This window comes from Wujia chipingensis, assembly GCF_014337155.1.
Lineage (GTDB): Bacteria > Bacillota > Clostridia > Lachnospirales > Lachnospiraceae > Coprococcus_C > Coprococcus_C hominis.
On record NZ_CP060632.1, the window covers coordinates 450,030 to 464,194 of the forward strand.

Annotated in this window: 14 protein-coding genes and 1 riboswitch; all 14 genes read left to right on the forward strand. The window is 43.9% G+C overall.

Annotated features, from left to right (window positions below; translation table 11 throughout):
* The first annotated feature begins 14 nt into the window (after positions 1-14).
* The 14 genes from H9Q76_RS02195 (at position 15) to H9Q76_RS02260 (ending at position 14,113) form a co-directional block, all read left to right on the forward strand.
* Positions 15-773: a hypothetical protein gene (locus tag H9Q76_RS02195; protein ID WP_118374753.1), complete on the forward strand. Its 759-nt coding sequence runs from the start codon at positions 15-17 to the stop codon at positions 771-773.
* Positions 774-899: 126 nt separating this feature from the next.
* Positions 900-1,235 carry a PadR family transcriptional regulator gene (locus H9Q76_RS02200; RefSeq protein WP_021984661.1) on the forward strand — a complete coding sequence of 112 codons (336 nt, stop codon included), beginning with the start codon at positions 900-902 and terminating at the stop codon, positions 1,233-1,235.
* Positions 1,228-1,821 carry a DUF1700 domain-containing protein gene (locus H9Q76_RS02205; protein ID WP_249321463.1) on the forward strand — a complete coding sequence of 198 codons (594 nt, stop codon included), beginning with the start codon at positions 1,228-1,230 and terminating at the stop codon, positions 1,819-1,821. Before H9Q76_RS02200 ends, H9Q76_RS02205 begins: the two co-directional genes overlap by 8 nt.
* Before the next feature lie 3 nt (positions 1,822-1,824).
* Positions 1,825-2,703 carry a DUF4097 family beta strand repeat-containing protein gene (locus H9Q76_RS02210; RefSeq protein WP_249321465.1) on the forward strand — a complete coding sequence of 293 codons (879 nt, stop codon included), beginning with the start codon at positions 1,825-1,827 and terminating at the stop codon, positions 2,701-2,703.
* Positions 2,704-2,711: 8 nt separating this feature from the next.
* Positions 2,712-3,374: a response regulator transcription factor gene (locus H9Q76_RS02215; RefSeq protein WP_249321467.1), complete on the forward strand. Its 663-nt coding sequence runs from the start codon at positions 2,712-2,714 to the stop codon at positions 3,372-3,374.
* Positions 3,375-3,441: 67 nt separating this feature from the next.
* Positions 3,442-4,590: a sensor histidine kinase gene (locus H9Q76_RS02220; protein WP_249321469.1), complete on the forward strand. Its 1,149-nt coding sequence runs from the start codon at positions 3,442-3,444 to the stop codon at positions 4,588-4,590.
* Between the two features lie 85 nt (positions 4,591-4,675).
* Positions 4,676-7,039, forward strand: a complete 2,364-nt coding sequence (locus tag H9Q76_RS02225) for an ABC transporter permease (RefSeq protein WP_249321470.1) — start codon at positions 4,676-4,678, stop codon at positions 7,037-7,039.
* Between the two features lie 39 nt (positions 7,040-7,078).
* The gene (locus H9Q76_RS02230) at positions 7,079-7,843 is read left to right on the forward strand and encodes an ABC transporter ATP-binding protein (RefSeq protein ID WP_249321472.1); all 765 of its coding nucleotides are present in this window, start codon (positions 7,079-7,081) and stop codon (positions 7,841-7,843) included.
* A gap of 420 nt (positions 7,844-8,263) precedes the next feature.
* On the forward strand, positions 8,264-9,256 hold the full coding sequence (locus H9Q76_RS02235; RefSeq protein WP_118374747.1) for a helix-turn-helix domain-containing protein: 993 nt from the start codon (positions 8,264-8,266) through the stop codon (positions 9,254-9,256).
* Positions 9,257-9,696: 440 nt separating this feature from the next.
* Positions 9,697-10,236 carry a rubrerythrin gene (rbr, locus tag H9Q76_RS02240; protein WP_249321475.1) on the forward strand — a complete coding sequence of 180 codons (540 nt, stop codon included), beginning with the start codon at positions 9,697-9,699 and terminating at the stop codon, positions 10,234-10,236.
* A 133-nt stretch (positions 10,237-10,369) separates the two neighbouring features.
* On the forward strand, positions 10,370-10,810 hold the full coding sequence (locus H9Q76_RS02245) for a MarR family winged helix-turn-helix transcriptional regulator (protein ID WP_249321478.1): 441 nt from the start codon (positions 10,370-10,372) through the stop codon (positions 10,808-10,810).
* Positions 10,811-10,851: 41 nt separating this feature from the next.
* Positions 10,852-12,261: an MATE family efflux transporter gene (locus tag H9Q76_RS02250; RefSeq protein ID WP_249321480.1), complete on the forward strand. Its 1,410-nt coding sequence runs from the start codon at positions 10,852-10,854 to the stop codon at positions 12,259-12,261.
* A gap of 108 nt (positions 12,262-12,369) precedes the next feature.
* Complete coding sequence (locus H9Q76_RS02255) at positions 12,370-12,750, forward strand: hypothetical protein (protein ID WP_195541493.1); 381 nt, start codon at positions 12,370-12,372, stop codon at positions 12,748-12,750.
* A gap of 47 nt (positions 12,751-12,797) precedes the next feature.
* Positions 12,798-12,869, forward strand: a riboswitch (Fluoride riboswitch).
* 47 nt (positions 12,870-12,916) lie between these two features.
* Entirely contained in the window at positions 12,917-14,113 is a 1,197-nt protein-coding gene (locus tag H9Q76_RS02260; protein WP_021984647.1) for a cation:proton antiporter, read from the forward strand.
* Positions 14,114-14,165: the final 52 nt, after the last annotated feature.

A 14,165-nucleotide genomic window follows, 5' to 3' on the forward strand; every position in this document is an offset into this window, starting at 1 on the left:
CAGAAGGATGAAGTATGAGTGTATTTTATTTCATTAAAACAGGATTTTTCCTTCTGGTAATGTTATTTGCTATTATTATTACAATATGGATGATCCGATCACGCAAACAAAGAGAACGTGATGGATCGGTTGATCCCATTATGGATATGGTAAATCAAATGGGAGGGATTGGTTCTGAATTTGACAAAATGGTGTTGGATGTGAATCCAAAATACCGGTTGAAAAAAGATCCGCAGAGAATATACTGGATACTATTATTTGAGATTTTATCGTTTCTGGTAGTTATAGTCAGTATGATAAGAAAAATGATGGAACTTGGATATATTCCAGATATACATGGTAAATCAGAATGGGTATTTATTGAGGCAACGATTTTGTTGTTAGGCGGGATTGCATTGCTGCAATTCCGGAAAATAAAGAGGAAAATTCGAATTCGTGAGAACAATATGGAGGATATGCAGATAGAAGGGACGGTTGTCGATGTAGTGAATGGTTATGCTACAGCGATGCATGGCTATGGAAGGCTGATTGTTGAGTATTATGATCCATATGAGCTATGTAAGAAAAGAATTGTGTTAGGACAGGATTTTAAGTTAAAAAAATACCCAATTGGAAAAAAATATACACTTTCATATTCCAGATCCATGCATGAGGCATACGATTTATGTAATAATCGTTTAGAAGGTCGAAAGGACATATATTTTACGTTTATAGGTATAATAATGTGTTTGCTGGCTGTATTGTGTATCTTATTAGCGTTAATTTTAATATGATAAAATAGTTGAACGGATATTTGAGAACCTGAATTTTCAGGTTCTCTTTTTTATGTTCAAGATTAAAATACTACTTGACATATAATACTATGCGGCGTATAGTATGTGACATAAGGAGGTATACATATGGATATTCAATTAAAACGAGGCATGTTGGATGTATGCGTGCTGGCGGCAATCAAAGATGAAGATTCCTATGGATATCAGATCATCAAAGATATGAAACCGTATGTGACGATTTCGGAGTCGACGCTGTATCCGATTTTACGACGCTTAGAAGCAAATGCGTATCTGACGGTACAATCGGTGGAGCATAACGGACGACTTCGGAAATATTATCATATTACAGACGCAGGACGGGCGCGAATCGATGAGTTTCAGGAGGAATGGAAGGAACTGGAATCCATCTATCGGTTTATTGTTCGGGAAGAACCTATGAAGGAGGCACAAGACCATGAATAAACAGGAATATTTGTCGGCAATCCGGGTGCGGATTCCGAAGATGCCGACGGAAGATATGGAGCGGTTCATCGCTTATTACAGTGAGATGATCGATGACCGGATGGAAGATGGCATGACGGAGGAAGAGGCGGTTGCCACGATGGATACACCGGATGAAGCCGTGGATCAGATTCTGGAAGATACGCCACTTAGCAAAATCGTTAAGCAGAAGATCAAACCGACGCATCGCCTGCGTGCATGGGAGATTGTTCTGATTGTACTTGGTTCTCCGGTCTGGGTGCCGCTTCTGCTTACAGCCGGAATTCTGGTATTAAGTATGTTAGTTGTTGTATTTTCACTATTGATTACATTTTATGCAGTAGTCATATCAGCAGCAGTCGCGGGAATTGCGGGAGTTTTAGCTGTGGTTCCATTCCTGATGATCAGCAATGTTCCGGCAGCGGTATTTATGCTTGGGTGCGGATTCGCAGGTGTCGGACTTACGATTCTGTTCTTTGTCGCAGTGAAGCCGGTAACGGTTGGATTCTGGAATCTGTGTAAGGCAGCTGTGAGCGGCATCAAAAGAAAGTTCGTAAAGGAGGGCTAAGATATGAGCAAAACTAAAAAAGCGGTCATCATTGGTTCCGTGCTAGTCGGTATCGGTGTGATTATAGGATTTATCGGAATTGCAATAGGTGGATTTAAGTTTCCGAATGGAGCGGTCGATCTGACCACGATGAAAGCACTTCATGCCGAGAAGAAAACCGTGCAGATTGCGGATGCATTTGATAAAATAGAGATAGCCGGGGCAAGCAGCATGGATATCGAGATCTGCAAATCAAAGACCGGTAAGAATTATGTGGAGTATTATGATACGGATGATTGGACAAGTCATGTGGATGTGAAGGAACATGTGCTGAAATTCACAACGGACGACAAGGGCAAACATAAAGCGGTTGTATCACTGGGATTTGGAAAAGATACGACGGCACGGTTGTATCTGGCAGATGCGGAATACAAAGAAATCTCTGTAACAACCTTGAGCGGATATGTTACAATTCAGGATGTGAATGCAGAAACTGTAAATGTATCTGCATCCAGTGGAGATCTATATATGAAGAATATAAATGTCCCGGATTCCATTATGGCAACATCTTCTTCCGGAGATATTGATCTGGAAAATGCAACAGCAAAGCAGATAGAACTTGGAGCTAATAGTGGAGATATTGAGATGCAGGATATAACCGCAGAAAGCTTGCGTATGTCGACGTCCAGCGGAGACATAGATCTGGAGAGCTGTGATGCTGAGAAATTCGATATCACAACATCGAGCGGTGATGTCGATATGGAGATTACAGCGGGACGCACATATCGGTTTGAGACGAAAACCAATAGCGGAGCTGTGGATGTTCCGGATGGAGATGCGGATTCCGACTATCTGTGCAAGATTGTAACATCGAGTGGAGATGTGGATGTGAAGCAGAAGTAGAGGTATATATGTTAGATATCATTATAGTAGAGGATAATCATGAAATCGGCGAGCTGCTTTCGGATTTTCTGCGGAAAGAAAATTATATTGTAAGTGTTGCGAAGGATGGCGAGGCTGCATTGGAGCTTTTTGAACGATACGGAGCGAAGCTTGTAATCTTAGATCTGATGCTGCCTGGGATGGATGGCTTTGCAGTCTGCTCCAAGATTCGAGAGACGTCCAATGCACATATTCTGATTGTGAGTGCCAGGACAGAAAAAAACGACAAATTAAAAGGCTTGAATCTGGGTGCCGATGATTACATTGAAAAGCCTTACGATATGGATATCCTGCTTGCGAAGATTCATGGTATCTTCAAACGCAAATACGCACAGGAGGAATTGATCTCCGGAACGATCCGTCTGAATACGGCGACACAGACGATTTATGTGGCAGATCAAAAGGTTGATTCCACAGCGAAGGAATTTGAGCTATTGAAATTGCTGATGGAAAATAAAGGCGTGACACTGAAAAAAGAATATTTGTTCCGCACGATCTGGGGCAGCGACAGTGAATCGGAGATGCAGACACTGACAGTACATATTAAGTGGCTCAGACAGAAAATAGAGAAAGATCCAAAACATCCGGAGCACATTATCACGGAATGGGGAACGGGGTATCGGTTTGAATAAATATCGTAGATTTGTAATAATTTTCTTATTGTTGGAAATCTGTCTGATAGGGATTAGCAACCTTTTCGTGGTACAAGCTCTGAAATCCAAGGATGAATATTCGTACCGGGTGGATGTGGCAAGGTGTGTACAGGAGCTGGAAACAGGAATTCCTTTGGAACAGATTAAGTTGTCAGACTATCCGACACTTACGCGGATAAGCATTTTTGATGCGCAGGAAGTGTGCAACGAAGAGTATCGTGTGGAGAAAGTGCAGGGCAAGCTGTATCGGTTTTGTTACAGACGCACGGTGCAGTACGGAAGTATATGGAAACTGAATCTGGTGCTGGGTGCGTTGTGGATCTGTACAGCGGCATTTCTGATACTGCTCGGAAGAAAACTGGTTCGCCCGTTTGCGTCGATGGAAGGACTAACAACAGAACTTGCAAAAGGAAATCTGTCCGTACCAATCAAGGCAGAAAAAAGCCGTTTCTTCGGAAAATTCCTGTGGAGCCTGGATATGCTGCGGGAAAAGCTGGAGGCGGATAAGTTAAGAAGACTGGAGCTGGAGAAAGAGAAGAAGACACTCTTATTGTCGTTGTCGCATGATATACGCACACCGCTTTCGGCGATTGAATTATACTCGCAGGCACTGGAGGAAAATCTGTATGAAAATGAAGAAAAAAGGCAGCAGGCGATTGGCGGGATTCGCAAAAACACAGAGACAATTAAGAAATATGTAGGCGAGATCTCGGAAGCGGCACGGGAAGATTTCCTGAAGCTGGACGTGCAGCACGGAGAGTTTTATCTGTCGCAGATGATGCAGGCGTTGAAACTCTATTACAAAGAAAAATTCGCGGATTTACATACAGACTTTCAGATGGAGTCTTATGCAGATTGTCTGTTATATGGCGATCTGGACCGTGCAGTTGAAGTGGGACAAAACGTGCTGGAGAATGCAATCAAATATGGCGATGGAAAATACGTGCATATTTTCTTTTCAGAGGAAGAAGACCACAGCCTGATTACGATTGAAAATTCTGGTGCAGGTCTCAAAGAAGAGGAACTGCCACATATTTTTGATGCGTTTTATCGTGGAAGTAATCACGCAGGTGTCCGCGGAAGCGGATTGGGCTTATATATCTGCAAGGAACTGCTTCAAAAGATGGATGGAGATATCTATGCAAAGACGCCGGAAACAGGCTTTGCAGTTACGATTGTACTTAGAAAAATGTAGGTGATTCCTGCATTTTTCTTTTTTAAGGATTATTTAATAATTTCCCTGTTATGATTGAGCCATAAACAAGGAAAGGGGCAGATTTATGTACTGGAATATCTTAAAGCGGGATATCAAACGGAAAAAGACGATGAATGTGATCCTGTTATTGTTCACAATTCTGGCGGCGGTTTTTGTTGCAAGTGGTCTGAACAATGTGGTCACGGTTATGAATGGAACTGATTATTTTTTTGAAAAAGCCGGGATCAAAGATTATGTGTTGTTCACGCAGAACGGGGATGGCGGCGTAGAGCAGATCCTGAAAACATCGGGATGTGTAAAGGATTACAGCATGGAAAAATGTATCTGGGGAACGAATGGAGATATCACATATCAGGGCGAGAAACTGAAGGTAAAGAACAATACTTTGTTGATACAATCGCTGGATACGACGCAGTTTCATTATTTTCTGGAAGATAATCAGGAGTTGACGGAGATTGCGGACGGAGAAATCTATATTACTGCTGGAAGTTTTGCAAGAAATGATATGCACGTCGGAGATACGATCCGGATTCAGATGAAAAACACAGATAAGACATTTCGAGTAGCGGGCGAAATCAAAGATGCGCTGCTTGGTTCTGACCTTATGGGAAATACAAGATTTCTGCTCAGCGAAAATGATTTCAAAGCGTATGAAGCGGACAAATCGTTGGAACCTTATCTTGGGAGAATCTTTCAGGTGGAGACGGATGATACAGGGACACTTTCGGCGGAATTGGCAAGCGCAACCAATATATTGTTTTCTTCAGAGAGAGCTACAATCCGCCTGTCGTATGTTATGGATATGATTCTGGCGATGCTTGTGCTTGTGCTGAGTATCTGCCTGATCATCGTATCCTTCGTGATTTTGAAATTTGTGATTACATTTTCCATCCGGGAGGAATTTCGCGAGATTGGCGTGATGAAGGCGATCGGTATCCGAAATGCGAAGATACGGCGCCTGTATATTGTGAAATATCTGGCAATGGCAATCGTTGGCGGAATAGTCGGATTTTTCGTGAGCATTCCATTTGGCAATCTGCTGATCGCATCTGTCTCGAAAAAGATGGTGCTTGGCAATGAGGGTGGGTATCTCTTTAATGCAATCGGCGTGTTGGCTGTGATTGGTCTGATGGTTGGATTTGCGTATCTTTGCACAGGAAAGGTCAGAAAGCTGACACCGGTTGACGCGATACGAAACGGACAGACGGGAGAACGGTATCACAAAAAAACGATATACCGGTTAAGTAAAAGTCGCGCGCGTACACCATTTTATATGGCACTGAATGATATATTGAGTGCACCACGCCGGTTTATTACAATCGTGCTGCCATTTTTTATCTGCTCGGTATTTATGCTTGGCGTTGTGATGGTGACATCGACGATGCAGAGTAAGAGTATGATCACCTGTTTTGGAAAGGAGTCGGATATCTATATCACAGATCCTAAAATGATGAAAACGGTTCTTGTGGATAAGGATCAAGAGCCCGTCCTGCAGGAGAACTATCAGGCGATTGCGGATGAGTTGGAAGCTGCAGGTATGCCGGTGGATAAGGTAAGCATGGAAGTCTGGTACAAGTATGCCTGTGAGGCAAATGGAAAGTTATATTCTGTGTTATTCCAGCAGAATACAGAGACGCATACGACGGATTATACATATGAGAAGGGAACTCCACCACAAAATGCGTATGAGATAGCCATTACGCCAATGATTGCCGACCAGCTTGGCGTGGAAATCGGAGATACAGTTACGATTGATTTTGGAACGGAGAAACGGGACTGTGTTGTGACAGCGTTATTTCAGACAATGAACCAGTTGGGAAAGGTTGGACGGCTCCATGAAGAGGCACCGACTTCAATGAAGTATTCGACGACCATGCCGGGCTTTCAGGTTGATTTTTCAGATCATCCAGATGAGAAGGAGATTCGGACGCGTGTAAAGAAAATCAAGGAATTATATGGAATTACCGGAGTGTTTGATGCTGCGGGATATTGCGTAGATTGCATGGGCGTTGGGGATACGATGGATACGGTCTGTCTGCTGCTTTTGGCGATAACAGGAATCGTCGTTATTCTCGTGACGGTTTTGATGGAACGGTCGTTTATATCTACGGAACATGGACAGATTGCTCTTTTGAAAGCGATTGGATTTTCTAATCGAAGCATCTTCTGGTGGCATGTAATACGGTTCATGCTGGTTGCTGGGTTTGCAGAAATCCTTGCAGTTGTACTGACCAGACCAATTACGAAACTGTGGTGTGATCCGATCTGGGCGATGATGGGAGCGACAAATGTAGATTATTATTTCAGTCCGGTAAGAATCATCTTGATCTATCCGGGTATCGTGCTTGCGATTACATGGATTGCAGTCAGCGTGACCGCATTTCATATACGCAGGATTCGTGGCACAGACATTGTAAATGTAGAGTAGGAGTGCACTTGGAAAATGAAATCGGAAAGGGTGTAAATTATGGCGAATATATTGGAAGTAAAAGATTTGTGCAAAACATATGTGATTGACAAGCGGCAGAATAACGTTCTTCGAAATGTGAACTTTGAAGTGGAAGAGGGCGATATGGTAGCAATCATGGGACCTTCTGGTTCCGGAAAGTCGACACTGCTTTATTCGGTATCGGGTATGGATGTGCCGACAAGCGGAACGGTTTGCTTTGCAGGCAGGGATATTGCGAAACTGTCACAGACGGAGCTTGCGAAGGTGCGGCTGGATGAGATGGGATTTATCTTCCAGCAGATGTATATGATGAAGAATCTGACAATATTGGATAACATTCTGCTTCCGGCAATGGAGAGTAAAAAGGATGAGCGGTCGCGTGCCGAGAAGGTTGCATTTGCGGAAGAATTGATGCGGAAACTGTCAATCATAGAGGTTGCAGACAATGATATCAATGAGGTTTCCGGGGGACAACTGCAGCGGGCGTGTATCTGCAGAAGCATGGTGAATCATCCGAAGCTTCTTTTTGCAGATGAACCGACCGGTGCATTGAACCGGGCTGCATCAACAGAGGTTATGGATGCGCTTGGGAAGCTGAATCGCGAAGGAACGACGATTATGATGGTAACACATGATGCCAAGGTTGCATCCCGCTGCAAGAGAGTCTTATATATATTGGATGGAACAATCAAAGGGGAATACAAAGCCCCGGAGGATGAGAATTTATCGGATGCAGACCGCGAACGCAGATTACAGAACTGGCTGCTGGATCTGGGGTGGTAGAGTTAGAAGAGCAGATATCATAGGGTATCTGCTTTTTTATTTGACGCGCGATATAAAAATAAATATACTTAGGAATGGAATCTATTTGTCGCACGACAAATAAACATAAAGGAATCAATAGTTAAGATGAGCAAACAAAAGAGAAAAATATTGCGACGAGTCACAAGCCGGCACTTATTGGCTTGGGCGTGGCAGTCAGTTACAAATGGAAGCACAATACATTTTTGAGCATCCTGCTTGGGACAGTCTGTTATATGGTGCTTCTGCGGATTTTCTAGTTCGCGCATAAAAAATGGCTAAAAATCAGGGGTTGCAACCATCGGTTGACAAATTGTCCGTGCGGCTTTCTTGTGTGTAACGGAGAAAATTCGTACGATAAGAACATCAAATATGCCATGCGGATGGCAGGAGGAGGCGCTTATGATATTAGCGGATAAGATTATTAACTTGCGAAAAAAGAATGGTTGGTCTCAGGAAGAGCTGGCACATAAATTAGGAGTCAGCCGACAATCCATTTCCAAATATGAAGGGGCACAGGCAGTTCCGGACCTGGATAAAATATTGAAGCTTAGTCAGATCTTTGGTGTGACGACGGACTATCTCATTAAAGATGAGATGGAAGAGGAGATTTATACCGGGGAGGATTCTTATGAAGAAGACAAACCACAGTATAAAGTGACAATGGAAATGGCAAGTGAATTTTTGCAGATCATAAAAGAGGCTGCAAAAAGAATCGCATTTGCAACATGGCTCTGCGTGATATCACCAATCTGCCTGATCGTGTTAGGGGCAGCCAGCGAAGTGGAAGTGTTTGGAATCGGAGAAGACTTTGCAGGTGGAGTTGGAATGTGTGTGATGTTCATACTGGTTGGAATTGCGGTTGCAATTTTTGTATGTACCGATATGAAACAGAAGAAATTTGAATTCTTAGAGACAAAATGCTTCGAGACAGAATATGGTGTGACAGGAATGGTGAAGGAACGCAAAGAACAGTTCCATGAGCGATATGTCCGTTACAATGTGATTGGTGTTACATTGTGTATATTTTCTGTGATTCCGCTTTTTGGCGGTATAGCTATATTCGGTGATCGGGACTTCCCGATTGTATGTATGGTAGGGATTATGCTGTTTCTGATTTCTTGTGGTGTATATTTCTTTGTGCTGGGAGGAACGCAGATGGCTGCCATGGAGAAACTTCTTGAAGAAGGCGATTATACAAGGGCAAAAAAGAAAATCAGCGACAAGATGGGCGCATTTTCACTTGCGTATTGGCTTGGTTCAACAGCGATTTTTCTTGGTATCAGCTTTATCACGAACGATTGGAAAGATGCTGGGATCGTATGGCCGATTGTCGGCGTATTGTATGCGGCTGTACGTGTGATTGTGGAGCATGTATGCAGTAAGGAAAAATAGCCATTGTAAGGTATGCATCAATGTAACTCAAAAGGGCACTTGAAAAATCAAGTACCCTCGTGTATAATCTACTTAGAAAGGTAATCGGATGTAATATCCGATTTGCCCTCAGTAAATACAGATTTTAGAAATAGCATTCACTTTGGTCGGTGGGATGCTATTTCTTTTTATTATGATCGTCTATGTAAGACAAAGCCGCGAAAACAACGAGCAATAAAGTTAAAACTTCAAGCGTGTTCATAGGGCATCACCCTCCTTCGTAAAACTAGAGGGCATCAAATAATCGGAAAATCACATCCTGCTTTCTTTTCAATTACACAATAAAAGCATATCATAAATCGAACAACCGTTCAATATAAAAACCTAATTGACAAATAAAATTTCTTTTGTATAATATATGAAATAGTAATAATTACTACTTTTGAAAGGAGAAACGAGTTATGGCAAATAAGTACGCAGGAACACAGACAGAGAAGAATTTATTGGAGGCATTTTCGGGCGAATCACAGGCTCGAAACAAATATACGTATTTTGCTTCCAAGGCGAAGAAGGACGGATTCGAGCAGATCGCTTCCCTGTTCCTGAAGACCGCAGACAATGAGAAAGAGCATGCAAAGATGTGGTTCAAGGAATTGAATGGAATTGGAAGCACGGTTGAGAATCTGGCTGCGGCGGCTGAGGGCGAGAACTACGAGTGGACTGATATGTATGAGGGCTTTGCAAAGACGGCTGAGGAAGAGGGCTTCCCAGAGCTTGCAGAGAAGTTCCGTCTCGTTGGTGCTATTGAGAAGCGGCATGAGGAACGCTATCGCGCACTACTGCACAATGTGGAGATGCAGGAAGTATTTGCGAAGAGCGAGGTCAAGGTATGGGAGTGCAGAAACTGCGGACATATCGTAGTTGGCGAGAAGGCACCGGAGGTTTGCCCGGTATGCGCACATCCACAGTCTTACTTTGAGGTACATGCTGAGAATTATTAAATAGAATGTGGAAAAGGGCTGTTGCTTAATATGTGGCGACGGCTCTTTTTTATTTCCAAAATAGTGGTTGACTATTTCTTTTTTACTACTATAATAGTTCTAAAAAGAACTAATTGAAAGAAGGAACCGAGAAATGAAACTTCAGACGCCATCCAATGTCTTTGACATGACGAAATGTCTGATGAAACTACAGGAGAAATATCTGGAAAGTGTGCGGTATGAGTTTAATCTCAGCCGCATCGAGATTATTATTCTGACGTTTCTGCACAATAACCCTTCCTATGATTCTGCGCGGGATATTGTGGAATTCCGGATGCTACAGCGGGGAAATGTGTCTGCGGCTGTCGATACTCTGGAGAAAAAAGGATATCTTACACGATATACAGATCCGGATGACAAGCGGATCATACACCTGAAACTCACGGGACAGACAGACGATATTGTCCGTGCTATTGAAGAAAAACAGGAAGCCCTTGTATCGTGCATCTTTGCGGGATTTTCGGAGGATGAAAAGAAGAATTTTGCAGCGTACAATGAGCGGCTGTATCAAAATGTAATGTCACATTTGAAATAACGGAAAAATTATCAAGTATATAGTAGAAATGAGGAAAAGAAATGAAACAACAAAATGAAAACGAAGAATCGAATGCAACATCCGTGTCCGTACAATCCGACCGTACATTCTTAGCGACCGAGCCAATCGGAAAGCTGCTTGCGAAGCTGGCACTGCCGACAATCGCCGCACAGTTGATTAACATGTTATATAACATTGTTGATCGTATCTATATCGGACATATCCCGGATACGGGGGCGATGGCACTGACCGGCGTGGGCGTCTGCATGCCACTGATCATGATTATAACTGCCTTTGCGGCATTGGTTGGAAATGGCGGCGCACCTCGTGCGACGATCTTCATGGGTAAAAATAAGAAAGACGATGCGGAGAAGATACTCGCCAACTGTTTTACGATGCAGATACTCTTATCCGTTATTCTGACGGTAGTTTTGCTGATCTGGAACCGGGATTTCCTGCTCGCTTTTGGTGCAAGTGCCAACACGATCGAGTACGCGGCATCGTATATGAATATCTATGCACTCGGAACGATCTTTGTTCAGCTGACTCTTGGTATGAATGCGTTTATCACAGCGCAGGGTTTTGCGAAGGAAGGCATGCTCTCTGTATTGATCGGTGCAATCGCGAACATTATATTGGATCCGATCTTTATCTTCGGACTTCATATGGGTGTTCGGGGAGCTGCACTTGCGACAGTGATTTCCCAATGCTGCTCCTGCGTCTGGGTAATAAGCTTTCTGTTCGGGAAGCGGACGACACTCCGTATCCGTGGCAAAAACATGGGATTAAAGGCAGCGTACATCCTTCCGTGTCTGGCACTCGGCTCTGCGATCTTTATTATGCAGGGCAGCGAGAGTATTATATCGGTGTGCTTTAATTCTTCTCTCCTGAAATACGGTGGGGATATCGCAGTCGGTGCGATGACGATCTTAACAAGTGTGATGCAGTTTGCGATGCTTCCCCTGCAGGGCTTGGGACAGGGTGCCCAGCCGATTATCAGCTACAATTATGGTGCGAAAAATGCATCCAGAGTCCGGGCTGCATTTAAACTATTGCTGAAGGTCAGCCTGCTATATTCCACGATTCTGTGGTTGTTTATCATATGCTTCCCGAAGGTTTTTGCATCGATTTTTACGACAGATGCAGCCTTGATTGCATTTACCAAGGATGCGCTCCGTTATTACCTTGCAGCATTATTCATGTTTGGTATCCAGATTGCCTGTCAGATGACATTCAATGCACTGGGAAATGCACCGGCATCCATTCTTGTTGCGATTATGCGTAAATTTGTGCTCCTGCTCCCGCTTATTTTCATTCTGCCGCATATCATTACAGCAGATAAGACGATGGCTGTTTATTTGGCAGAGCCGATCGCGGACGTGCTTGCGGTGACATTTACATCAATCCTGTTTTCGTTCCAGTTTAAGAAAGCCTTGCGGGAGATTTCATAATTGTGTCTGAACATGAATGATTTACATATAGTTAACATGAGATTGCTTGCAATATATAATCTTGATATGGTACACTGAAAAGCAATAAGTAACAGGGGAGGAAATGAGATGAAGAGAAGGTTATTATGTGTTGTAATGGTTGTTGCGATGGCGTTGTGTCTTGCAGCATGTGGAGGTTCGGATTCAAAAAATGCGAAGATTACATCTGCGTGGTCAATTGTCGAAATGACAGTAAATGGGAAGTCTATGACATATGATGATTCAAACCGGGATGCAAAGGCACCACAGTTTTCGTGTGCGGATGGAACGAATTTTACATTTACAAACAGTGGAAAGGCGCACACGGGAACACTGGAAAAATCAGGTGAAAAATACATCCTGCATTACAGTGATTCGAACAAAACGATGGAAGCGACGATTTCCGGAAAACAGATGACAATCGTGATTTCAGGGAGCGACAGCATGCGTCTGGTGTTCGAAACAAAGTGATGAAACTTCAGGATTGACAGACCGGCAATACGGGCGTATAGTTACATACAGAAAAAGGGAATGAGGTTCTCCCTCGGGTAACCGGAACTGCTTATAAAGCTGATGACTTCTACGATATTGATCGCAGAAGGTGTCAGCTTTTTTTGAGCTTAAAAGGAGGAAAAATATGTTAACATCACTTGCACTTATCTTTCTGGTCGGACTTGCGATGTCCGCCATCTGTAAACAGATCCGCCTGCCGGGCATCATCGGCATGCTGGCGACAGGAATCGTACTCGGTCCCTATGTGCTGGATCTGTTGTCCCCGTCGATTCTTGGAATCTCCGCAGATCTGCGGAAATTAGCGCTTATCATCATTCTGCTCAAGGCAGGATTGTCGTTGAACCTCTCGGATTTAAAGAAGGTGGGACGCCCGGCAATCCTGATGTCGTTTGTGCCGGCATCGTTTGAAATCTGTGGGTATATTCTGTTTGCGCCGATGATCCTCGGCGTGACACGTGTCGAGGCAGCCGTTATGGGTGCCGTCATGGGTGCGGTCTCCCCAGCCGTCGTTGTACCGCGTATGGTGAAACTCATGGAGGAAGGCTATGGAACGAAGAAAGGTATCCCACAGATGATACTGGCGGGGGCATCGTGCGACGATATCTTCGTGATCGTGTTATTTACAACATTTTTGCAGATGGCACAGGGCGGACATGCAAATGCGAAGGATTTTATCAATATCCCGATCTCAATCGTGTTAGGAATCGTACTCGGTTGTATCGTCGGCTATCTGCTGTACCGGTTCTTCGAGCTTGCGTATAAGAAGAATCACTGCGTTCGTAACTCAACGAAGCTGATTGTGATCTTAGGTATGTCGTGTCTGCTGCTTGCAATCGAGGAGTGGGTGTCTGCATATGTGGCAGTGTCCGGACTTCTGGCAGTTGTCAGTATGGCATGTATGCTTAAGGTGAAGAGCACGACATTTGTGTCGAAACGGTTGTCAGAGAAATTCGGTAAGCTGTGGATTGCCGCAGAGGTAATCCTGTTCGTGCTGGTTGGAGCGGCAGTTGATATCCGGTATATGGCAAAGGCTGGGGCAATGGCGCTTTTGATGATTGGGGCAGCGCTGCTGTTCCGCGCAGTCGGTGTCTGCATCTGCATGCTTGGTACGAAGCTTACATGGAAGGAACGGCTATTCTGTATCATTGCGTATCTTCCGAAGGCTACTGTGCAGGCGGCGATTGGGTCAGTTCCTCTGGCAGCCGGGCTTTCCTGCGGTACACTTGTGCTTTCAGTTGCGGTCATGGCAATCGTGATTACAGCACCGATCGGCGCGCTCAGTATCGACAGCACATATAAACATTTACTGGAAAAAGAGTAAACATGGGACTTTTCCGTGCCCTAAATCATCTAATAGGTGTATGGACATACAG